The following is a 22,036-nucleotide window of genomic DNA, read 5'->3' on the forward strand; positions in this document are numbered from 1 at the left end:
GCGGACCGGTCGGGACCGTCCCCACGGGGTACCACCCGATCATGCTGGCCATCGAGGACCACGGCGTGATCGGCGACCTGCGGACGGTCGCCCTGGTGGGCACCGACGGGAGCATCGACTTCGCGTGTCTGCCCGACTTCGACTCGCCGGCCGTGTTCTCCGCCCTGCTCACCGAGGACGGGGCCGAGGCCGAGCGCAGCGCGTTCACCGTCCGCCCGGGCTCCTGCACCCGCACCAAGCAGCTCTACCTGCCCGACTCCAACGTCCTGATGACCCGCTTCCTCGACGCGGACTCGGTGTCGGAGGTCGTCGACCTCATGGACCCCGAGGACGACGGCACCCGCCCGCTGGTGCGGACGGTGCGCGTCGTCCGGGGCCGGCAGCGGTTCACCGTGCGCTGCGCGCCCGCGTTCGACTGGGCCCGGGCCCGGCACACCGTGGAGCTCCTGGACGGCGTCGGCGCGGTCTTCCTCCCGGACGACGGGTCCGGTGCGTTGGTGCTGCGCACCGGGGCGGCTCTCCGGGTGGCCGACGACCCCGACGCGACCGGACCCGCCGTCGTCGCGGAGATCGACCTCGGGGCCGGGGAGGCGGCGGACTTCCTGCTGAGCTGGCACGACGAGGCGCCGCACCGCAACGACGTCGAGGTGCTCGGCGAGCACGAGGCGGACCGGCGGCGGGACGCGGTGCTCGCCTACTGGCAGCGGTGGCTCGCCCGCTCGACCTACGCGGGGCGCTGGCGCGAGATGGTCCACCGCTCCGCGCTGCTGCTCAAGCTCATGGTGCACCGGCCGACCGGAGCGCTGATCGCGTCACCGACGGCCGGGCTGCCGGAGGAGATCGGCGGGGAGCGCAACTGGGACTACCGGTACGCCTGGCTGCGCGACGCCGCGTTCACCTCCTACGCCCTGATGCGGCTGGGCTTCGTCGAGGAGGGCCGGGCGTTCCTGTCCTGGCTCGAGCAGCGGATGGCCGAGGCGGACGACACGTCGGGTCTGCTGCCGGTCTACACCGTGCACGGGGCGCCGCCGCCGGAGGAGGTCGAGCTGACGCACCTGTCGGGGTACCGGGGCTCGCGGCCGGTGCGGATCGGGAACGCCGCGGGGGCGCAGCGCCAGCTCGACACCTACGGCGAGGTGATGGACTCGGTCTACATCGCCAACAAGGAGACCCCGATCTCCTACGACCTGTGGACCCGGGTCCGCGGCTCGCTCGACTGGTTGGACCGCAACCGGCACCTGCCCGACCAGGGGCTCTGGGAGTCCCGGGGCGAGCCGCAGTTCCACACCTACTCGCGGGTGATGGTGTGGGTGGCGTTCGAGCGCGCGCTGCGCCTGGCGCGCCAGCGCGGCCTGCCGGCCCCCGTGGAGGCGTGGGAGAAGGCCGCGGCCGAGGCCTACGAGGAGGTCCAGCGCGACTGCTGGGACGACGACCTGGGCTCGTACACGCAGTTCCCCGGCACCGACCAGGTCGAGGCCGGGCTGCTGATCCTGCCGCTGGTGAAGTTCTCCGGGCCGACCGACCCGCGCTTCCTCTCGACCCTCACGCGCATCGAGGACGACCTGGTCGTCGACTCGCTGGTGCAGCGCTACCCGCCGGACGGGTCCGACGGGCTCGACGGCGAGGAGGGCACGTTCAACCTGTGCTCGTTCTGGTACGTCGAGGCGCTCACCCGGGCGGGCCGGGCCGACCGGGCCCGCAACGTGCTGGAGAAGGCGTTCACCTACGCCAACCACGTCGGGCTGTTCGCCGAGGAGCTCTCCGCCTCGGGCGAGCAGCTGGGCAACTTCCCCCAGGCCCTGACCCACCTGGGGCTGATCAGTGCGGCGGTGAACCTGGACCGGGCGCTGGGCTGACGGCGCGGAACCAGGCGTTCGACGACGGCACGAAGAGCAGCACGAGGACCGACACCTGCAGCGCGGCCGCGCCGATGGTGATCAGGGACGGCCCGACGAGGGCGGCGCTCGCCCCGGAGCCCGCGAGACCGACCGCGCTCACCAGCGCCACCACGATGCGGGCGGCCCGGCTGCCGGTCCGGACGCGTCGGGCGAGCAGGAACCACAGGGACACCAGGGCCAGCCCCAGCAGCACGGCGAGCAGGCAGGCGGCCAGGCCCGGGTAGTCGCCGGTGCCGAGTCCGAACGCGACCGCCAGCAGGCCGAAGAAGCCGACGCCGAGCACGCCGAACGCTCCCTGCACCCCGAGCACGACCGCGGCGGCCGTCACCGGGGCCGGCGGGCCCGGCGGCGCACCGGAGGGCGGGACGGCGGGTAGGGCGGGGAGGACCGTGGTCGCGTCGAACGTCGCGTGGCGGCCGGAGTACGCGGGGAGAGTCATGGAGCGATCGTGACGCTCCGTAGAGCAGAACAGAAGACAGCTGGCGAAAATCGCCATGGATCATCACGTTCGGTGACGCGCTCGCCCGCTCCCCTCGCCGGGAACGGGCGTTCGCGACCGCGGCGCCGGGTAGCCCCCGCTTCCCGGCACGTGGGGTTCTAGAAGAACGTCTTGCGCCCGCCCACGCCCCGGCCGACGGCGCCGAGGATGGTGAGGATCAGGCCGACGACCACCAGGATCCACCCGATGTAGGTCAGCACGGCGATCGGGACGATGTACCCGACGATCAGCAGGATGATGCCGAGGATGATCATGACGCTCCCTCGTGTAGGACCGGCCGGGCGGCCGGGGTCAGCGAAGTACCCGAGCGTCACGGCGAACACACACAAGGTCCACACATCACTCCTCCGAGTGACCGTTCTTCTGACCGTTCGTCGCATGTCGAGACAGAAGGGACGCGTGTGACTCCGGCTGACGCCTGGGCCACCCACGAGGTGACCACCGTGTGGGGAGCACCGCTCACCGTCACCACGGACGACGACGACGCCTCGGTCCGCGTCGAGCTGCACGACGTCACCGCGCCGGAGGGCGACCGGTTCGACTACCCGGTGGTGCACCTGCCGTCGGTCGCGGTCGCCGTGGTGGTCCGCGACGAGCAGGTCCTCGTCCTGCGCACCTACCGCTACCCGGTCGGCCGCTACGGCTACGAGCTGCCCGGCGGCGGCGTCGACCCCGGCGAGGAACCGGCGGTCGCGGCCGCCCGCGAGACCGCGGAGGAGACCGGCTGGTCCCCCGTCGGCCCCGGGCGTCCGCTCATCACCTTCCAGCCGTTGCCCGGCGGCGTCGTCTCCACCGTCCACGTGCACCTCTGGACCGAGGTCGAGCGCAGCGACGCGCCCCTCGACCGGCACGAGCCCGGGCAGGCGCAGTGGATCCCGGTGGCCGACGTCGTGCGCCTCGCCGCCGCCGGCGAGCTGCTCGGGTCCGGGACCCTCGTCGGCCTCCTGCAGTACGTCGCGGAACGGCAGGTGTGACAGACCGGTCCTCGCGAATACTAGGACGTCCTACTATCGTCGCCGGGGTACTCCCCTCCACACCCGGCGACCGAGGACGACGCGACATGGCCGAATCAGAGCTGTACGTGCCGAGCAACCCGATCCGGGTGGTGACCGCCGCCAGCCTGTTCGACGGACACGACGCCGCGATCAACATCATGCGGCGCATCCTGCAGCGCCAGGGCGCCGAGGTGATCCACCTCGGGCACGACCGCTCGGTCGACGACGTCGTCTCGGCCGCGGTCGAGGAGGACGCGCACGCCGTCGCGATCAGCTCGTACCAGGGCGGCCACGTCGAGTACTTCACCTACCTCGTCGACCTGCTGCGCGAGCGCGGCGCGGGCCACGTCCGCGTCTACGGCGGCGGGGGCGGCGTCATCGTCCAGCGCGAGATCGACCAGCTGCACGCGCACGGCGTCGCCCGCATCTTCTCCCCGCAGGACGGCCAGCAGCTCGGCCTCCCCGGCATGATCAACACGATCATCCGCGAGTGCGACGAGGACCTCGCGGCGCAGGCCCCGTCGTCGTGGGACGGGCTGTTCACCGGCGAGCGGGCCGTGGTGGCCCGCGCGGTGACGATGGCCGAGTCCGGGGTGCTGCCCGACGACGTCCGCGAGCGGGTCGACGGCGTGACCGCCGAGCGGCACGTCCCGGTCCTCGGCATCACCGGCACGGGCGGATCCGGCAAGTCCTCGCTCACCGACGAGCTGGTGCGGCGCACCCGGATGGACCGCGAGGACAAGCTCAAGGTGGCCGTGCTCGCGGTCGACCCGACCCGCCGTCGGGGCGGCGGCGCCCTGCTCGGCGACCGCATCCGCATGAACTCCCTCGGCGGGCCGGTGGCCTTCCGTTCCATGGCCAACCGCGGTTCGGGCACCGCCCTGCCGGAGCGCCTCGCCGACGTCATCGCCGTGCTGCGCGCCTCCGGGGCCGACCTGGTCATCGTCGAGACCCCGGGCATCGGACAGGGCGACGCCGGCATCGTCGAGTTCGCCGACGTCTCGCTCTACGTCATGACGCCGGAGTTCGGCGCGGCCTCCCAGCTCGAGAAGATCGACATGCTGGACTTCGCCGACGTCGTCGCGATCAACAAGTTCGAGCGGCGCGGCGGCGACGACGCCCGACGCGACGTCGCGCGCCAGCTGCTGCGCAACCGCGACGAGTGGGGCGCGAGCTGGGAGGACATGCCGGTCTTCGGCACCAGCGCCGCCACCTTCCACGACGAGGGCGTCACCGCGCTCTACGGCGAGCTCGTCTCGCTGCTCGGCGAGAAGGGCCTCGTCGAGGGCACCGGGCACCTCGAGATTCCCGACACCGCGGTGTCCACCTTCGCCGGCTCGGCCATCCCCGCCGAGCGCGAGCGCTACCTCGCCGACATCGCCGCCACCGTGCGCCGTTACCACGAGGACACCGAGACCATGGTCGCCGCGACGCGGCGGCGCTCGGCGCTGAAGCAGGCGGTCGACCTGCTCGGCGACCGCGACGCGGGCGAGCTGCCGGCCGTGCTGGAGGAGGCCGAGCGCGACCTGCCGAGCGAGGCGGACGCGCTGCTCAGCGGGTGGGAGCAGACCAAGGAGGACTACGCGGGTGACGAGTTCGTCTACACCGTCCGCGAGAAGGAGAACCGGGTCCAGCTCACGAAGGAGACGCTGTCCGGGTCGAAGGTCAACCGCGTCTCGCTGCCGCCGTTCACCGCGGACGAGGAGGTCGTGCGCTTCCTGCGCAAGGAGAACCTCCCCGGGTCCTTCCCCTTCACCGCCGGCGTGTTCGCGTTCAAGCGCGACGGCGAGGACCCCGCGCGCATGTTCGCCGGGGAGGGCGACCCGTTCCGCACCAACCGGCGCTTCCACTACCTCTCCGAGGACTCGCCGGCCAAGCGCCTGTCCACGGCGTTCGACTCGGTGACCCTCTACGGCCGCGACCCGGCCACGCCGCCGGACGTCTACGGCAAGGTCGGCACGTCCGGGGTGTCGATCGCGACGCTCGACGACATGAAGGTGCTCTACGGCGGGTTCGACCTGACCTCGCCGAGCACCTCGGTGTCGATGACGATCAACGGCCCCGCCCCGACGATACTCGCCTTCTTCCTCAACACCGCGATCGACCAGGTGGTGGACGCGTACCGCGAGGAGCACGGCGAGGAGCCCTCCGAGGAGAAGCGCGCCGAGCTCGTCACGCACGCGGTGTCCAGCGTCCGCGGCACGGTGCAGGCCGACATCCTCAAGGAGGACCAGGGCCAGAACACCTGCATCTTCTCGACCGAGTTCTCCCTGCGGATGATGGCCGACATCCAGGAGTGGTTCATCGCGCACAAGGTGCGCAACTTCTACTCGGTGTCGATCTCCGGGTACCACATCGCCGAGGCCGGGGCGAACCCCATCTCGCAGCTGGCGTTCACGCTGTCGAACGGCTTCACCTACGTCGAGTCCTACCTCGCCCGCGGGATGGACATCGACGACTTCGCACCCAACCTGTCGTTCTTCTTCTCCAACGGCATGGACGCGGAGTACTCGGTGATCGGCCGGGTCGCCCGCCGCATCTGGGCGGTGGCCATGCGCGAGCGCTACGGCGCCAACGAGCGCTCGCAGAAGCTCAAGTACCACGTCCAGACGTCGGGTCGTTCGCTGCACGCGCAGGAGATGCAGTTCAACGACATCCGGACGACGCTGCAGGCGCTCTGCGCGCTCTACGACAACGCCAACTCGCTGCACACCAACGCCTACGACGAGGCCGTGACGACCCCGTCGCAGGAGTCGGTGCGCCGGGCCCTCGCGATCCAGATGATCATCAACCGCGAGTGGGGACTCTCGCTCAACGAGAACCCGCTGCAGGGCTCGTTCGTCATCGACGAGCTCACCGACCTCGTCGAGGAGGCCGTGCTCGCGGAGTTCGACCGGATCGCCGAGCGCGGAGGCGTGCTGGGCGCCATGGAGACCGGCTACCAGCGCGGCAAGATCCAGGACGAGTCGATGCTCTACGAGGGCCGCAAGCACGACGGCTCGCTGCCGATCATCGGCGTCAACACGTTCCTGCCCCCGGAGGACGCCGAGGGTGAGGAGCCGAAGGAGATCGAGCTCTCCCGCGCCACCGAGGAGGAGAAGAGCTCGCAGCTCCAGCGCCTGGACGACTTCCAGGCCCGCCACCAGAGCGAGTCCGCCGAGGCGATCTCGCGACTGCAGGCGGCGGCGACCGCCGGGGAGAACGTGTTCGACGAGCTGATGAAGGCCGCCCGCGTGTGCTCGCTCGGTCAGCTCACCGAGGCGTTCTTCGAGGTGGGCGGGCAGTACCGGCGCAGCATGTGAGCTGCGCTCAGGTGAGCACTCACGGTCGCTGTGGCGACCGTGAGTGCTCACGAGGCGCGCAGCGCCACACCGAGCTTCGCCGCCGCCTCGTGGGCCTCGGCCCGCTTCTGCGCGGCGAGCGGGCGGAGCTCGGCCATGGCCGGGACGACCTCGGCCAGGGTCAGCTCGGCCTCGACGACCGTGACGTCGGCGCCCCACACGTCGCGGAGGATGCGCGTGATCCACCCGGTGCCGTGGTCCCAGCCCTCCCGCGGGGTGCCCGGGCCGTACCCGCCGCCGCGGGAGACCACGAGCACCACGGACGTGCCGGCCAGGGGCGAGGTGCCGGGCGCGAAGCGCGGGTCGGTGACGAGCAGATCCACCCAGCTCTTGAGGTGGGCGGCGATCCCGAAGTTGTAGAGCGGCGAGCCGATCACGACGGCGTCCGCGGCCGCCAGCTCGTCGGCGAGCTCGCCCGCCGTGGCGAGCGCGGCCCGCTGCTCGTCGCTGCGCCGGTCCTCCGGCGTCATCCCGGCGGCGACGGCGGCCGCCCAGGTCGCCGGCGAGATCGGGTCGCGCCCGAGATCGCGGCGGACGACCGCGGCGCCCGGGTCGGCCTCGAGGTACGAGCGCTCGAGGCTGTCCAGCACCTCACGGCTCACCGAGCCCTCCGTGCGGATGCTGCTGTCGATGCGGAGCAGGCTCATGACGACCTCCGGTGTGCGTCTTCCGAGATGTTCTGTCGAACAGACTATCTGCTCCACAGATTCCCTGCGCAACCACGTACCCTGAGACGGTGAGCACGCCGCGGCAGGTGGAGTCCGATCTGGGCTGGGCCCTCGGCCGCGTCGCGCGCGCCCACCTGCGCACCGCGCAGACGGTGCTCGAGGGCCTGCCCGGCGGGCCGCGCGGCTACCAGGTGCTGGCCGCGGTCGCCCGGGGCGAGCCGAGCACCCAGCTCGCCCTCGCGCGGAAGCTCGGGGTCGACCGGACGGTCATGACCTACCTGCTCGACGAGATCCAGGCGGCCGGCCTGGTCGAGCGGCGGCCCGATCCCGCCGATCGTCGCGCGCGCCGCGTGGAGCTCACCGACGCCGGCCGGGCCCGCCTGTGCGAGCTCGAGCGCAAGCTCCGCGACGCCGAGGACCACATGCTCGCCCCGCTGGAGCCCCGCGAGCAGGACACCCTGCGCGAGCTCCTCGCGCGCCTCGCCACCGCCGACCCCGACCAGCCCTCGGCGTGCCAGGTCGCGCAGGAGCTGCAGGACGGGGGCTGCACCGCCTGACGTCCGGTGAGGTCGGTGTGTGCCTTTCGTCCGACTCGGGTATCGCGGTCCGCCCCCGACCGACGGTCGGCGGCGTCCACCGTGAGGAGGCGTCGGTGCACCACTCCGTCGAGATGTCGGTCCCGAGCGCGGCGACCGACGGGACGTTGTCGCGGCTCGCCGCCATCGACGGCGTCCTCGCGCTCAAGGTCGAGCGCGGCGCGGGCGTCCGGCCCGAGGGCGACGTGATCACCGTGCAGACGCTGAACCGCTCGGTCGACGACGTCCTCGCCGCGGCCGCCGAGGCGGAGCGGCACGGCCCGATCGCGGTGGCGACCGGCGGCGTGGAGAGCCTCGTCGCCACCGGCGCCCAGGGCGCGATCGACGACGATGCCGACGAGTCGCCCTGGGAGGAGTTCGAGCGGCGGTTGCGCCACCACGGCCGGCTCTCGCTGAACTACGTCCTCCTCATGACGGTCGGCGGCGCGATCGCCGTCGCCGGCCTCCTCTCGCCGCCGGTCCCCCAGGCCCTCGCGCTGGCGGCGTCGGCGGTGCTCACCCCCGCGTTCGAGCCGGTCGGCGAGCTCGCCGTGGCCCTCGTGCGTCGCAGCGGCTACGCGATCCGCCGGGGCCTGGTCTCGGTGCTCGTCGGCTACCTGCTGCTCGCCGTCGGCGGCGGGCTGGCCTTCCTCGTGCTGCGGGCCCTCGGCCTCGCGTCGCCGAAGACCCTGGCGAGCAGCGAGGGCCTGCACCTCGTCATCGACCCGACCGCCGCCGACTGGCTGGTGGCCGCCGGCGGGGCGGTCGCGGGGCTGCTGATCATCACGTCGTTCCGCCAGGCCGTCCTCGCCGGCGCCCTCATCGCCCTCGCGCTCGTCCCGGCGGGCGGCGTGCTCGGGATGGGGGTCGCGGCCCTCGACGTCGGGCTCGCGCTGCAGGGGCTGCAGCGCCTCGCCGAGGACGTGGCCCTCGTCCTCGTGCTCGGCGGGCTCGTCGTGCTCGGCAAGGACCGGCTGAAGCATCACGGACGGCGGCCGCTGGCCTGAGCCACTAAGATCAACAAGTGGCGAACATCGCGACCAACGACAGCGTCGACCGCGAGCAGCTGGTCGACTTCCTCCGCACCCGGCACCACGCCGTGATCGTGACCAAGCGGTCCGACGGCGGTGACCAGACCAGCCCGGTGACGGTCGGGATCGACGAGCAGGGGCGCCTGCTGGTGTCGACCTACCCCGAGCGCGCCAAGGTGACGAACATCCGCCGCGACCCGCGGGTCGTGATGTGCATGCTCTCCGACGACTTCGAGGGCCCGTGGGTGCACGTCGAGGGCACCGCGGAGATCCTCGACATGCCCGACGCCCTCGACCCGCTCGTCGAGTACTTCCGCTCCATCTCCGGCGAGCACCCCGACTGGGACGAGTACAAGCAGGCCATGGCCGACGAGGACAAGACCCTCATCCGACTCACGGTCGAGCACTGGGGCCCGATCGCCACCGGCGGCTTCCCCGCGCGCCTCGGGAAGGGCTAGCAGCCGACGCGCAGCACGCCCCCGGTCCCGGTCAGGCCGACGACCAGTGCGCCGTCGTGCACGGTCAGCGCCGCGTACGGGGCCGGGCGCTGTGCGATCGAACCCGTCCCCGACCCGTGCGCGGGCACGTGCGCCGGGAGCGTCGCGAGCGGCAGGTTCCCGACGACGGGTCGGGCGCTCCGGGTGCGCGGGTCCACCCGCGTGAGCCGCCCGGCCGCGGCCTCGAGGACGTACAGGTCGCCCCCGTGGGCCACCAGCCCCTCCGGACGAGCCAGGCCGGCCGCCGCCACGAGGCCGTCGGAGACCCGCACCACCTGCCCCCGCCCGGCGTCGGACACCCACACCTCGCCGTCCGCGACCGCGAGGTCCACCGGCCGGTCGAGGCCCGACGCGACGGGGTCGACCTCGCCCGCGTGACCCACCCGCACCACGCGGCCCGATCCCGACTCGGCGACCAGCACCTCTCCCCCGGCGGCCACCGGCCCGCACGGGCGGTCCAGTCCGGACGCCCGCCGTCCCCACCGGGCGCCGAGCCGGCCGGAGCGCACCTCGCCGCCCTCGGTGGTGGCCACCAGCTCGGGCCCGAGGGCCGCGATTCCCCGCAGCCCGTGGACGCCGACCTCGTGCGCGTCCACCGCCCCGTCGTCGATCGCGGCCAGCGTGTGGTGGTCGGCGGCGACCACCCGGCCGCCGCAGGAGGCGAGGCCGAACGGCCCGCAGAGCCCCGGCGGGAGGACCTGCCGTCGGGAACCGTCCGGGCACAGCGCCACCAGGCCGCCGGTGAAGGCCCCCGTCACGTACCAGGTGCCGTCCGGTCCCACGGCGAGGTTGTCCGCACCGACCACCCCGGTGCCCACGCGCTCCCGGCCGTCCGGCCGGGTCGAGGTCCGCTCCGCCGCGTCGCCCACGACCAGCACCGACCCGTCCGCGTTCGAGAGCACCAGCATCCGGCCGGCGTCGTCGAACCGGACCGCGACCGGCCGGTCGAGCCCGTCGAGCAGGCACTCGGGCTCGCCGCCGTCGAGGTCGACGGCCCACACCTCGCCGCCCAGGAGGTGCGGGTACGCGAGCCGTCCGTCGGGCCCGACGGCCATGGCGTTGCCCAGGGCGAGCCCGTCGGCCATCCCCCGCCACCGTCCCTCGGGGAGGACCTCCAGCAGCCGGCCGCGCGGGGCGAGCTCGTTGACGAACAACCGCCCCCGCCAGGTCGCGATCCCGTCCGGCGCGAGGATGCCGTCGGCGACCACCGACAGCGCCCCGTCGGGCGCCCGGCGCCACACCAGGCCGGGCGGGAGGTCGACCACGTAGCAGGAGCCGTCGTCGGCGAACGCGAGGTCGTCGGGCGCGGTCAGCGGACCACCGGGCCCCAGGACGGGGTCGAGCTCCCCGGTCGTGAGGTCGAGCGCGGACACGGTGCCGCCGAGGAACTGCGCGATCCACAGCCGTCCGTCGGGACCGAACGCGAGCCCGTTGGAGGCGTGCAGCGGGTTCGGCGGCACCAGCTCGGACAGGACGACGCCGGGGGCGAGCGGCTCGGGCGTCCCCCCGACGCCGACGAAGGGGCGGGCGGTCATCGCGGCGTGAACACCTCCGCGCGGTCGCCGTGGGCGCGCCAGTCGGCGAGGACCGCGTGGAACTCGACGGGGCCGCCGCCGAACTGCTCGGAGCGACGTCGTGGCCGTCCCTCGGCGTTGTAGTAGCCCGGCGTGCACTCCGCCTGGAAGGCCTGCAGGTCGACGGCGCGTTCCCGGATGGTCGCGACCCACCGGTCCTCGGCCTCGACGCTCGGCTCCACGAGCACGCCGCCGCGTGCCTCGGCCTCCCCGACCACGCCGGCGACGTGCTCGGCCTGCACCTCGAGGACGTGCGCGAAGTTCGGGGAGGCGGCGTTCTGGGTGGAGCCGAGGTGGAACAGGTTGGGGAAGCCGCGGCTGACCCAGCCGTGCAGCGTCCGCAGCCCGTCGGCCCAGTACTCGGCGAGCGGCAGGCCGTTGCGCCCGCGGATGTCGGCGCCCGCGCGGGTGGCGGGGTCGACGCCGAGCTCGAAGCCGGTGGCCAGCACGATCGTGTCGACGGGGTACTCCACGCCGTCCACGACGATGCCGTCGGCCGTCACCCGCTCCGCACCCGCGCCACGGGTGTCGAGCAGCGTGACGTCGGGGCGGTTGAAGGCCTGCAGGTAGCGGTCGGAGAACGTGGGGCGCTTGCACATCTGCCGGTACCAGGGCTTCAGCGCCTCGGCGACGGCCGGGTCGGCGACGACCTCGTCCACGCGGGCCCGGATCTCCGTCATCTTCTCGGCGTCGGCCAGCTCCGTCGCCAGCGCCGGGTCCTCCCGCCCGGCCTCCCGACGGCGGGTCCCCCGCACCGGGGCGGTGTCGGTCCAGCGGTCGCCGACGAGGTCGACGTCGGCGGGCCGGCCGTCGACGAGGGCGAGGAAGTTCTCCCGGCGCGTCCGCTGCCAGCCCGGGGCGAGGGTGTCCCACCACGCCGGGTCGGTCGGGCGGTCGCCGCGCTCGTCGACCGACGACGGCGTGCGCTGCACGACGTAGAGGTGGCGCGCCCCCTCGGCGAGGTGCGGGACGGCCTGGATCGCGGTGGCACCGGTGCCGATGATCGCGACGCGGCGGTCGGCGAGCCGGTCGAGCCCGCCGTCGGGACCCCCGCCCGTGTACGCGTAGTCCCAGCGGCTGGTGTGGAAGGTGTGGCCGCGGAAGTCGGCGAGGCCCGGGATGCCGGGCAGCTTCGGCCGGTTGAAGGGGCCGCTCGAGATCACGACGTAGCGGGCGGAGACGACGTCGCCCCGGTCGGTGCGCACGGTCCACCGCCGGGCCTCGTCGTCCCAGGACAGGCCCGTCACCTCGGTCCGGAACAGGGCGTCGCGGTAGAGGTCGAAACGGTGCCCGATCGCCTGCGCGTGGCGGCGGATCTCCTCGCCGGGCGCGTACTTGCGGGTCGGCATGATGCCGACCTCCTCGAGCAGCGGCAGGTAGATGTAGGACTCGACGTCGCACGCCACGCCCGGATAGCGGTTCCAGTACCAGGTGCCGCCGAGGTCGCCGGCCGCGTCGACGATCCGGATGCGCTCGAGCCCGGCGTCGCGCAGCCGGGCCGCCGCGACGAGCCCGCCGAACCCGCCGCCGACGACGAGCGCGTCGACGGCGTCGCACACCGGGGCGCGTGGGTCCTCGCCACCGACCCACGGGTCGCCCGCGCCGCGCTCGGCGGCGAGCGGGGTGTACTGCTCGTCCCCGTCGGGGCGCAGGCGGCGGTCGCGCTCGGCGCGGTAGCGGGCGCGCAGGGCCGGCAGGTCGACGGCCTGCTCCTGGTGCACCGTCACGGGTGCTCCTTCCGGTCGACTCCCGGACAGGATAACTTTGATGGCACTGACCGCCATCAATTGCGTGATCGCACACACCGTGGAGGGTTCGCACATGACCGGACGGGTCGAGGGGAAGGTCGCGCTCGTCACCGGCGCGGCACGCGGGCAGGGGCGGGCCGACGCGGTCCGCCTGGCCGAGGAGGGCGCCGACGTGATCGTCGTCGACGTCTGCGGGCCGCTGCCGGGCGTCGACTACGCCTCGTCGACCCCGGCGGAGCTGGACGAGACGGTGGCCCTGGTGGAGCGGACCGGTCGGCGGGCGGTGGCCGGGCAAGTCGACGTGCGCGACCTCGAGGGCCTGCGCGCCGTCGTCGACGACGCGGTCGCGCGGCTCGGGCGCCTCGACGTCGTCGTCGCCAACGCGGGCATCTGCATCCCGCGGACGTGGCACCGCGTCACGCCCGAGGTCTTCCGCGACACCCTCGACGTCAACGTCACCGGCACCTGGAACACGATCATGGTCGGGGCACCGCACCTGGTCACCGCGGGCGGCGGGTCGATCATCGTCATCAGCTCGGCCGCGGGCATGAAGGTGCAGCCGTACATGGTCCCGTACACCACGAGCAAGTGGGCCGTCCGCGGCATGGCGAAGGCCTTCGCCGCCGAGCTCGCGCAGCACTCGATCCGCGTCAACAGCGTGCACCCGACGGGCGTCGCCACCGGGATGACCGGCGAGGCGATGCAGTCCGCGCTCGGCCGTGCGATGGCGGAGGACCCGCGCCCGCGCGGGATGTTCACCAACCTGCTGCCGGTCGACGTGACGCTGCCCGAGGACGTCGCGCACACCGTGCTGTTCCTGGCCTCCGACGAGTCCCGGTACGTCACCGCCCACGAGCTCGCCCCGGACGCGGGGGTCACCGAGTTCTAGGAGGTGCGCACCCGCAGCACGCCGCCCGTCCCCGGGAGGCCGACGACCAGCCCGCCGTCGTGCACGGCGAGCGCCGCGTAGGGCGCGGGCCGGGCCTCGTACCCCCGCTGCGGGACGTGCGGCGGCAGCCCGGCCGGCGGCAGGTTCCCGACGACGGGTGTGGCGGTCCGGGTGCGCGGGTCCACCCGCGTGAGGCGGCCGACCGCCGCCTCCACCACGTAGAGCGCCGCCCCGTGCGCGACCAGCCCCTCGGGCCGACCCAGGCCCGCGGCCACCACGAGCCCGTCGGAGAGCCGGACGACCTGGCCGCGGTCCGCGTCGGACACCCACACCTCGCCGTCGGCCACGGCGAGATCCGTCGGCCGTCCGAACCCCGAGGCGACCGGGTCGACCTCGCCCGCCCGACCGACCCGCACGACCCGGTCGGCCCCCGCCTCGGCGACCAGCACCTCCCCGGCCGCCACCACCACCCCGGCCGGACCGTCCAGCCCGGCGACGAGCCGCCGGCTCGCCACGCCCGGGGTCATCGCGTGCAGCTCTCCCTCCACGGTCGTGGCCAGCAGCTCGGTCCCCGCGGCTGCGAGCCCCCGCCACGTCGAGGGGCCGTCGCCGAGCAGCCGGAACCCGCCGTCGACCACCTCGACGAGCGTGTGGTGGTCGGCGGCGTGGAGGCGCCCGCCGAGCACGGCGAGCCCGCCGGGGCCGGAGAGCCCGGGCGGGAGGACCTGTCGGCGGGCACCGTCGGGGGCGAGCGCGACCAGCTCGCCGGTCCCCCGGCCCGCCACGTACCAGGTGCCGTCGGGGCCGACGGCGAGGTCGTCTGCGGCGGGCAGCCCGGTCGCGGTCTCCTCGTCGTCGGCGAGCACCGTGCCGTCCTCGGTCAGCACCAGCACCCGGCCGGCGCGGTCGACGCGGACCGCCACCGGGTGCCCGAGGCCGTCGAGCAGACGCTCCGCGGCGCCGTCGGGGTCGACCGCCCACACCGCGCCGGCCGGGCCCGGGACCAGCAGGCGTCCGTCGGGGGCGACGCCCAGGGTCCCGCCGACGTCGAGCCCGGTCGCGATCTCCCGGCACCCGCCGTCCCCGAGGAGCTCGAGCAGCCGCCCCTCCGGCCCGGTCTCGGCGACGACGAGCCGCCCGGCGCGCACGACGATCCCCCCGGGCCCGACGAGCCCGTCCGCGACCAGGCACGACGTGCCGCTGCGCCCGCGGCGCCAGAGCAGCCCGGGCGGACCGTCGACGACGTGGCAGGCGCCGTCGGCGGCGAGGGTGAGTGCGACGGGCGCGGTCAGCGGGCCGTCCGGGCCGAGGACGACCTCGACGTCGCCGGTCGCGGGGTCCAGCGCCGAGACGGCACCGGCGACGGGGTGCGCGGCCCACAGCCGGCCGTCGGCGGCGACGGCGAGTCCGGCGGTCGCCCAGGCGCGACGCGCGGGGACCAGCTCGGTCGGGACGACTCCCGGCAGCAGCGGGCGTGGGGCTCCGCCGATGACGGTGGACGGGCGGCTCGACGCGGCCCGGGACACGGAGATCGCTCCTCTCTCGGACGAGAGCGACCAGCCTCCTGTTGCTGGCAGCGACTGCCAGCATAGCGGGAGTTGTCCGCGATCGGGTGGCCTACGTCCGGAGTGCGGCCAGCTCGTCGTCCAGCGCCTCCGTGAACCGGTCGAGTCCCTCGTGGCCGCCGAGCAGTCCGAGGTCCGCGTCGACGCCGAGGCGCACGCGGCCCGCGTAGGACAGCACCGAGACCCCGAGGCCGAGCCGGGCCGAGCACGGCACCCAGAACATGACGTCCCGGACGCGCACCGGACCGACCGTCAGCTCCTCCAGCGGCCCCGGCACGTTCGAGATGATCAGCGATCCGGCGCGGGCGTAGCGGGCGACCAGCGCCTGCGTGTGCGCCGGCGTCCCCAGCCCGGCCGCGGCGATCCCGGTGAAGCTCGCCAGGGCCTGGTTGGTGCGCTTGATCGTCGCCATCGACCGGTGCATCCGCTCGATGCGCCGGGACCGGTCGGGCTCGTCGGTGGGCAGCGGCGGCAGCACGAGGCCGAACTCGTTGCCGAGGTCGTCGGAGATCGGCCGGTCGAGCGGGCGGAGGTTGGTCGGCATCACGGCGCGCAGCCGCGGCACGTCGGGCCCGAGGTGGGTGCGCAGGGCGCCGGCGATCGCCCCGCACAGGACGTCGTTGACGCTGCCGCCCGCGGCCTTCCCCGCCGCCTTCACGACGTCGAGCTCCACGTCCCGGGTCCAGCGGGCCCCCTTCGCGACGCCGGGCCGCCCCTGCAGCGGCGAGGGCGCCTCGCGCGGCGGGCTCGCCAGCAGCCACGCCGAGTTCTTGATCGCCCGCCCGGTCGCGCCGAGCTCGGCCGCACCCCCGGGCGTGCGGGCCCGCTTCACCGTCGACCACAGCGCGGAGGCCCGGTCCCGCACCTCGCGGCGGAAGAGCCGGACGTCGTGCACCGGGCGGGCACGTCGCGGCGGCGCGACGTACGCGGCCGGGGTCCGGGGGTCGGACACCGGGTCGGCGAGGGCGTGGAACAGGTGGTTGAGCGCCACGCCGTCGGCCAGACCGTGGTGGATCGCGACGTGGATCGCGGTCCCGTCGTAGCCGGTGATCGCCTCGACCCGCCACCAGGGGCGGTCGGCGGGCAGCGGCGACGACATCAGCTCGCCGATCCGCCGGGCCAGCACCTCGTCCCCCGCTCCCGTCGCTCCGCTCGCCGACCCGGCGTCCCCGGGGGCGGGGAGCGCCATCGTCGTGACGTGCACGGTGAGGTCCGGCGGGGCGTCCACCCAGCGGGCGGGGCCGATCGGGCCGGTCGGCCAGGTCGGGCGCTGCCGGAACCCGGGGTAGACGTCGACCCAGCGCTCGCGGACCCGGGTGCGCAGTTCCTCGAGGTCGACCGTCCCGTCGCAGAACAGCACCCCGTGCACGACCATCCGGTTGGTCTCCTGCTCGAGCTGCAGCCACGCCGTGTCGATCCCGGACGCCCAGCGGTCCATGACACCCCTCCGGAAGTGTGAGGTACGGACGGTACCGGGTGAGCGGAACCACGGTGCAGCGGCACCCGGCAGACTGGTGACCATGAACGCCACGCCGATCGACGACCAGGGGACGAGCGTCCCGGTGCCCGACAAGGTCCGCCGCGTGGTCAGCCTGGTCCCCTCGCTCACCGAGGCGATCGGCGTCTCCGACCCGCACCTGCTCGTCGGCGTCACCGACTGGTGCACCCACCCGACCGACCTCGACGAGCTCGTCGTCACCCCGCCCGCCCGCATCCGCGGCACCAAGAACCCCGACCTCGACGCGATCGTCGCCCTCGAGCCCGACCTCGTCGTCGCGAACGACGAGGAGAACAAGCCCGAGCACGTGGCGGAGCTGCGCGCCCGCGGCCTCGCGGTCTACGTCACCGACATCCGCACCGTGGACGGGGCGTTCACCAGCCTCGACGGCATGCTCGCCGCCTGCGGCCTGGAGCGGCCGGCGTGGCTCGAGGGCGCGGAGAAGGCGTGGAGCGAGATCGAGCGGGTCCCCGACGACGAGCGGCGCACCGCGATCGTCCCGATCTGGCGCAAGCCCTGGATGGCGGTTGGCTGCGACACCTTCGCCGGCGCCCTGCTCGACCGGCTCGGCGTCGACAACGCCCTCGCCGACGGCGGGCCGTCCGCCGAGCGCTACCCCCGTTTCGACCCGGCGGACCTCCCGCCCCACGACCTCGTCGTCCTGCCCGACGAGCCCTACCGGTTCACCGCCGACGACGGGCCGGAGGCGTTCGCGGTGCCCGCCGCGCTGGTCAGCGGCCGGCTGCTGACCTGGTACGGGCCGAGCCTGCTCGAGGCGGCGACGACGCTGCCGGGTGCGCTGCGCGCAGGTGAGCAGTAACGGTCGCCATAGCGACCTCTACTGCTCACGTGGCCGGAGGCCACCTCGCAGCACGGCCACCGTCTCGGCGGCCTGGCGCTGCGACACCGCCGCGCCGGCGAGGATCACCGAGCGGTGGAAGGTGCCCGGGAACAGGTGCAGCTCCACGCTCACCCCGGCCGCCAGCAGCCCGCCCGCGTAGGCGAGGCCCTCGTCGCGCAGCGGGTCGTTCTCGTAGACCACGACGTAGGCCGGGGGCAGGCCCGCGAGGTCGGTCGCCCGGGCGGGCGCGGCATACACCGGCACCGCGCCGCCGTGTCCCCGCAGGTAGTGCCGCCAGCTCAGCTCGGCGTCGGGCCGGCTCCACAGCGGGGTGTCGGTGAACGCCCGCATCGACGGGGTGTCCAGCCGGTCGTCGACCTCCGGCGCGTCGAGGACCTGGAAGCACACGGCGGGACCGCCGTGGTCGCGGACGCGCAGGGTCAGCGCGGCCGCCAGCCCGCCGCCCGCGCTCATGCCGTGCAGGGCGACGCGGGCGGGGTCGACCTCCGGTCGGGCGGCGAGCCAGTCGAGCGCGGCGGCGCAGTCGTCGAGCGCGGCCGGGTACGGGTGCTCGGGCGCGAGCCGGTAGTCGGGCACCACGACCAGGGCGCCGAGCGCCGCGGCGAGGTCGGCGGCGAGCGCGGCGGACATGTCCGCGGAGCCCATGACGAAGCCGCCGCCGTGCAGCACGAGCAGTCCCGGGACCGTCGTCGTGACCGGGCCGGGCGGCGGCGCGACCAGCACGCGGACCGGGCCGCCGGGGCCCGGCACCGTGTCCTCGACGACCGCCCCCGGCGGCGGGGCCGGGGCGCGGGCGGCCAGGTCCCGCACCCGGGCGCGGGCGACGTCGAGGTCGGCGATGTGCAGGTCGGGCAGCGCGGGCAGGGCCGCGGCCAGCTCGGGGTCCCAGCTCACCCGCCGATCCCACACCCCCGGCCCGGCCCGCGTCGAGGGCTCAGCTGGTGAGCAGGCCGCCCTCGACCGGCAGCGTGATCCCGGTGCAGTAGGACCCGGCGTCGGAGACCAGGAAGATCAGCGCCGCCGCGAGCTCCTCGGGGTCGCCGATGCGGCGGGCGAGCACCCGCGGCAGCTGCGACTCGAGGTAGCCGTCCTGGTAGGAGTCGGTCATCTCCGAGGTGAAGAACCCGGGGGCGAGGGCGTTCACGCGGATGCCCTTGCGGGGCGTCCACTGCTGGGCGAGGTCCCGGGTCAGGCCGATCAGACCGGCCTTGGAGGCCGAGTACGCGGCCTGCGGCAGACCCGCCGTCGTCAGGCCGAGGACTGACGAGACGTTGACGATCGAGCTGCCCTCGCCCATCACCCGCGCGGCGGCCTGGGCCATCCAGTAGCAGCCGTTGAGGTTGACGTCGATGACCTCCCGGAACTGGTCCGGGGTCTCCTTCGTCGCCGGCACCGCGGTGCCGATGCCGGCGTTGTTGACGAGCACGTCGACCCGCCCGAACTCGCCCGTCGCGGCCTCGATCAGGCCCTGGCAGTCCTCCGGGGACGCCACGTCGGTGCGGACCGCGAGGGCGCGCCGCCCGGCCTTCTCGACGGCGGCCCGGGTCTCGTCGAGGCGGTCGACCCGGCGGGCGCCGAGCACCACGTCGGCCCCCGCCTCGGCGAGGGTCCGGGCGAACACGGCGCCGAGCCCGGAGGAGGCGCCGGTGACCACGGCGACGCGGTCGTCGAGACGGAAACGATCGAGGATGCCCACGGCGGGCACCGTATCCAGTTCCGGGACCGGACTACACCCGGGCGTTCTCGATCGCCGCCGGCGCCCCGTCCTCGGGGAGTTCCTCCCGGGGCTCCGGGTCGAGCGCCCCCGGCTCCGGCTCCGGTGCGGGCTCGGGCCAGACGCGGCCGCCGAGGCGCCCGAGCTGGGTCTCCTCCGGATCGGCGAAGATGTGCAGCCCGAAGCGGTCGGAGAGTTCGCGGAACACGTTGATGCCGCGCACCGAGTTGCCGTGCATGTCCAGGCCGGGCGAGAACACCGACAGGCCCACCTGGTTCGGGATCGCGGCCATGATCCCGCCGGACACCCCGCTCTTGGCCGGGATCCCGACGTCGTTGGCCCACTGGCCCGCGGCGTCGTACATGCCGCAGGTGAACATCACGCCGATGACGTCGCGCACGTAGGTGCGCGGCATCGCCCGCTCGCCGGTGCGCGGGTTGACGCCGCCGTTGGCCAGGGTCGAGCCCATCTCCGAGAGCTCCGCGGTGCTGACGTGCACCGAGCACGCCGCGAGGTACACCCGCAGGATCTCCTCGACCTCGCCGACGAGCATCCCCAGCGAGCGCATGTAGTAGCTGATGCCGAGGTTGCGGTCGGCCTCGGCCATCATCGACTCGAGCAGGTCCTCGTCGACCTCGAGGTCCGGGTTGCCGGCGTAGATCCGCATCCGCTCGAGGAGCCGGCCGATCTTCTCGTCGACGTCCGACCCGCCCAGGATGTCGGCGGCCACCAACGCACCCGCGTTGACCATCGGGTTGTGCGGGCGGCGGTTGTTCCAGTCGAACTCGAGCGCGTTGAACGGGTCACCGGAGGGCTCGACGCCGACCCGGGTCAGCGTCGTCTCCCGCCCGTTGTCCTCCAGCGCCAACGCATAGGTGAACACCTTCGAGATCGACTGCAGCGGGAAGCGGTGGTCGCAGTCCCCCACCGCCCACTGCGTGCCGTCGACGTGCGTCCCCGCGAGGGCGAAGAGGTCGCGCTGCGCGATCGCCTCGGGCGGGTAGTACGTGACGACGTCGGCGTGCCCCATCCGGGCCTGCCGTTCCAACAGCTGCTCGAGCTGCTCCCGGGCACGCCGCTTCTCCTGCTCGGTGAGCGTCTCTTCCCACGACACGACGCGCATGATGACGTGCGGCATGGGTGATCGGCACGGTGGGGAACCCGTGGACGTGCAGCACGGCATCATGATGTTCCCGACGGACTACGCGATCGACCCGGCGACCCTGGCGAAGGAGGTCGAGGACCGCGGGTTCGACTCGCTCTGGTTCCCGGAGCACTCCCACATCCCGGTCTCCCGGCAGTCGCCCTACCCCGGCGGCGGGGACCTGCCGCGGATGTACGTCCACACGTACGACCCGTTCGTCGCCCTGTCCTTCGCCGCCGCCGCGACGACGACGCTGAAGGTCGCGACCGGCATCTGCCTGCTCATCCAACGCGACCCCATCCACACCGCCAAGGAGGTCGCCTCGCTCGACCGGCTCTCCGGCGGACGCTTCCTGTTCGGCATCGGCGGCGGGTGGAACCGCGAGGAGATGGCCGACCACGGGACGAACCCGAAGACCCGCATGCGCCGCCTCGGCGAGCAGGTGAACGCCATGAAGGCGCTGTGGACGCAGGAGGAGGCCTCCTACGACGGCGAGTTCGTCCGCTTCGAGACCTCCTGGGCCTGGCCGAAGCCGGTCACCTCGCCGCACCCGCCGGTGATCGTCGGCGGCATGGGCCCGACCGTCGAGGACCGCATCCTGGAGTTCGGCGACGAGTGGCTCCCGCAGCGCGTCGGGCCCGACAACCTCGAGGAGTTCGTCGAGCGCGCCGAGAAGCTCCAGCAGCGCGCCGCCGACGCGGGCCGCGGCCGGATCCCGATGTCGCTGTTCGGCGCCGAGACCTCGCAGGCCGCCCTCGACGGCTACCACCGCGCCGGGCTCGACCGCGCGATCTACGGCGTCTCCAGCGCCGACCGCGACACCGTGCTCAAGGAGCTCGACGACCTCGCCCCGCTGGTGGCGCAGCACTGATGCCGACGCTCGGGCCCGACGACGCGCGCGCCCGGTTCGCCGCCGCGCGCGTCGCCCGGCTCGGGACGGTGACCCCCGCCGGCGCGCCGCACCTGGTGCCGGTCGTGTTCGCGGTGGTCGACACCCGGGTGCTCGTCGCGATCGACCAGAAACCGAAGCGGACCCGGGACCTCGCTCGTCTGCGCCACATCGAGGCGACCCCGGCGGTGTCCCTGCTCGCCGACGAGTACTCCGACGACTGGTCGACCCTCTGGTGGGCGCGCGCCGACGGGATCGCCACCGTCCGCCGGGACGTGCTCGACGAGGCGCGCTCCGCCCTGGCCGCGCGGTATGCCCAGCACGCGGCGGACCCACCGGAGGGACCGGTGATCGAGGTCGTGGTGTCGCGGTGGTCGGGGTGGTCCGCCTCCTGAGGGTTCCGCGGCCCCTCTCGGTGGCAGGAAAGCGTCGTTGCCTGCATCCAGTGGCAGGAACGCCCCATCGTCGATCAGGCTCGACGCCCGCGTCGCGCACACCCGCCGGCCCGCGGCCTCGTGCGGGGCCGACGTCGTGAGCGCGTCGCGGCACCACGTGCGCGTGTCGCTCACGACGTCCCGATCATGCTCGTCCTCGTCCCGCGTCGACGAACGTCGGTCGTCGCGATGTGTGCGTGGCGCGCAGGATTCGC

General features: G+C 74.0%; 20 protein-coding genes. 10 read left to right on the forward strand and 10 right to left on the reverse strand.

Annotated features, from left to right (window positions below):
* The first annotated feature begins 41 nt into the window (after window positions 1-41).
* Window positions 42-1,856 (forward strand): glycoside hydrolase family 15 protein, encoded by a 1,815-nt coding sequence (locus LN037_RS00320; protein ID WP_230748741.1) that lies wholly within the window; start codon window positions 42-44, stop codon window positions 1,854-1,856.
* Here LN037_RS00320 and LN037_RS00325 read toward each other — a convergent pair.
* Together LN037_RS00325 and LN037_RS00330 are read right to left on the reverse strand one after the other, a co-directional pair.
* The gene (locus LN037_RS00325) at window positions 1,819-2,337 is read right to left on the reverse strand and encodes a hypothetical protein (RefSeq protein ID WP_230748743.1); all 519 of its coding nucleotides are present in this window, start codon (window positions 2,335-2,337) and stop codon (window positions 1,819-1,821) included. The two genes, LN037_RS00320 and LN037_RS00325, sit on opposite strands and share 38 nt — an antisense overlap.
* 158 nt (window positions 2,338-2,495) lie before the next feature.
* A complete protein-coding gene (locus LN037_RS00330) occupies window positions 2,496-2,651 on the reverse strand; it encodes a hypothetical protein (RefSeq protein ID WP_230748745.1) in 156 nt (51 codons plus the stop codon).
* 147 nt (window positions 2,652-2,798) lie between these two features.
* Between LN037_RS00330 and LN037_RS00335 the strand changes: the two genes are divergently transcribed.
* On the forward strand, window positions 2,799-3,371 hold the full coding sequence (locus LN037_RS00335) for an NUDIX hydrolase (protein WP_230748747.1): 573 nt from the start codon (window positions 2,799-2,801) through the stop codon (window positions 3,369-3,371).
* A gap of 86 nt (window positions 3,372-3,457) precedes the next feature.
* Window positions 3,458-6,694 (forward strand): fused isobutyryl-CoA mutase/GTPase IcmF, encoded by a 3,237-nt coding sequence (gene icmF / locus LN037_RS00340; protein ID WP_230748748.1) that lies wholly within the window; start codon window positions 3,458-3,460, stop codon window positions 6,692-6,694.
* Window positions 6,695-6,741: 47 nt separating this feature from the next.
* On the opposite strand, the gene LN037_RS00345 is transcribed toward icmF, so the two are convergent.
* Window positions 6,742-7,380 carry an FMN-dependent NADH-azoreductase gene (locus tag LN037_RS00345; RefSeq protein WP_230748750.1) on the reverse strand — a complete coding sequence of 213 codons (639 nt, stop codon included), beginning with the start codon at window positions 7,378-7,380 and terminating at the stop codon, window positions 6,742-6,744.
* A gap of 89 nt (window positions 7,381-7,469) precedes the next feature.
* Here LN037_RS00345 and LN037_RS00350 point away from each other — a divergent pair, with 89 nt between their 5' ends.
* The 3 genes from LN037_RS00350 to LN037_RS00360 all read left to right on the forward strand — a co-directional run bounded on the left by LN037_RS00350 (window position 7,470) and on the right by LN037_RS00360 (window position 9,465).
* Window positions 7,470-7,958 carry a MarR family winged helix-turn-helix transcriptional regulator gene (locus LN037_RS00350; protein ID WP_230748751.1) on the forward strand — a complete coding sequence of 163 codons (489 nt, stop codon included), beginning with the start codon at window positions 7,470-7,472 and terminating at the stop codon, window positions 7,956-7,958.
* Between the two features lie 95 nt (window positions 7,959-8,053).
* Window positions 8,054-8,983 carry a DUF389 domain-containing protein gene (locus LN037_RS33225; protein WP_230748753.1) on the forward strand — a complete coding sequence of 310 codons (930 nt, stop codon included), beginning with the start codon at window positions 8,054-8,056 and terminating at the stop codon, window positions 8,981-8,983.
* A 17-nt stretch (window positions 8,984-9,000) separates the two neighbouring features.
* Window positions 9,001-9,465, forward strand: coding sequence for a PPOX class F420-dependent oxidoreductase (locus LN037_RS00360; RefSeq protein ID WP_230748755.1), 465 nt, complete (start codon window positions 9,001-9,003; stop codon window positions 9,463-9,465).
* On the opposite strand, the gene LN037_RS00365 is transcribed toward LN037_RS00360, so the two are convergent.
* Together LN037_RS00365 and LN037_RS00370 are read right to left on the reverse strand one after the other, a co-directional pair.
* Window positions 9,462-11,039, reverse strand: a complete 1,578-nt coding sequence (locus LN037_RS00365; protein WP_230748757.1) for a hypothetical protein — start codon at window positions 11,037-11,039, stop codon at window positions 9,462-9,464. The genes LN037_RS00360 and LN037_RS00365 overlap by 4 nt on opposite strands.
* Window positions 11,036-12,805, reverse strand: a complete 1,770-nt coding sequence (locus LN037_RS00370) for a flavin-containing monooxygenase (RefSeq protein ID WP_230748759.1) — start codon at window positions 12,803-12,805, stop codon at window positions 11,036-11,038. The genes LN037_RS00365 and LN037_RS00370 overlap by 4 nt, the downstream gene beginning before the upstream one ends.
* 94 nt (window positions 12,806-12,899) lie before the next feature.
* Between LN037_RS00370 and LN037_RS00375 the strand changes: the two genes are divergently transcribed.
* Window positions 12,900-13,715, forward strand: a complete 816-nt coding sequence (locus LN037_RS00375) for a mycofactocin-coupled SDR family oxidoreductase (RefSeq protein WP_230749478.1) — start codon at window positions 12,900-12,902, stop codon at window positions 13,713-13,715.
* On the opposite strand, the gene LN037_RS00380 is transcribed toward LN037_RS00375, so the two are convergent.
* Window positions 13,712-15,241: an NHL repeat-containing protein gene (locus LN037_RS00380; RefSeq protein ID WP_230748761.1), complete on the reverse strand. Its 1,530-nt coding sequence runs from the start codon at window positions 15,239-15,241 to the stop codon at window positions 13,712-13,714. The genes LN037_RS00375 and LN037_RS00380 overlap by 4 nt on opposite strands.
* A 91-nt stretch (window positions 15,242-15,332) precedes the next feature.
* Window positions 15,333-16,718, reverse strand: coding sequence for a WS/DGAT domain-containing protein (locus LN037_RS00385; protein ID WP_230748762.1), 1,386 nt, complete (start codon window positions 16,716-16,718; stop codon window positions 15,333-15,335).
* Between the two features lie 82 nt (window positions 16,719-16,800).
* On the opposite strand from LN037_RS00385, the gene LN037_RS00390 reads away from it, so the two are divergent.
* Complete coding sequence (locus LN037_RS00390; RefSeq protein ID WP_230748764.1) at window positions 16,801-17,598, forward strand: helical backbone metal receptor; 798 nt, start codon at window positions 16,801-16,803, stop codon at window positions 17,596-17,598.
* Window positions 17,599-17,616: 18 nt separating this feature from the next.
* Here LN037_RS00390 and LN037_RS00395 read toward each other — a convergent pair whose 3' ends face one another.
* Genes LN037_RS00395 through glsA form a run of 3 tightly spaced genes read right to left on the reverse strand, consistent with a single transcriptional unit; the run spans window position 17,617 to window position 20,477 of the window.
* A complete protein-coding gene (locus tag LN037_RS00395; protein ID WP_230748766.1) occupies window positions 17,617-18,534 on the reverse strand; it encodes an alpha/beta hydrolase in 918 nt (305 codons plus the stop codon).
* 40 nt (window positions 18,535-18,574) lie between these two features.
* Window positions 18,575-19,336 carry an SDR family NAD(P)-dependent oxidoreductase gene (locus LN037_RS00400; protein ID WP_230748768.1) on the reverse strand — a complete coding sequence of 254 codons (762 nt, stop codon included), beginning with the start codon at window positions 19,334-19,336 and terminating at the stop codon, window positions 18,575-18,577.
* A 31-nt stretch (window positions 19,337-19,367) separates the two neighbouring features.
* A complete protein-coding gene (gene glsA, locus LN037_RS00405) occupies window positions 19,368-20,477 on the reverse strand; it encodes a glutaminase A (RefSeq protein ID WP_230749480.1) in 1,110 nt (369 codons plus the stop codon).
* A 40-nt stretch (window positions 20,478-20,517) separates the two neighbouring features.
* On the opposite strand from glsA, the gene LN037_RS00410 reads away from it, so the two are divergent.
* Together LN037_RS00410 and LN037_RS00415 are read left to right on the forward strand one after the other, a co-directional pair.
* On the forward strand, window positions 20,518-21,369 hold the full coding sequence (locus tag LN037_RS00410; protein ID WP_230748770.1) for an LLM class F420-dependent oxidoreductase: 852 nt from the start codon (window positions 20,518-20,520) through the stop codon (window positions 21,367-21,369).
* Window positions 21,369-21,782, forward strand: coding sequence for a TIGR03668 family PPOX class F420-dependent oxidoreductase (locus LN037_RS00415; protein ID WP_230748772.1), 414 nt, complete (start codon window positions 21,369-21,371; stop codon window positions 21,780-21,782). The genes LN037_RS00410 and LN037_RS00415 overlap by 1 nt, the downstream gene beginning before the upstream one ends.
* Window positions 21,783-22,036 lie beyond the last annotated feature (254 nt).

It is taken from the genome of Actinomycetospora soli (assembly GCF_021026295.1).
Classification (GTDB): Bacteria; Actinomycetota; Actinomycetes; order Mycobacteriales; family Pseudonocardiaceae; genus Actinomycetospora; species Actinomycetospora soli.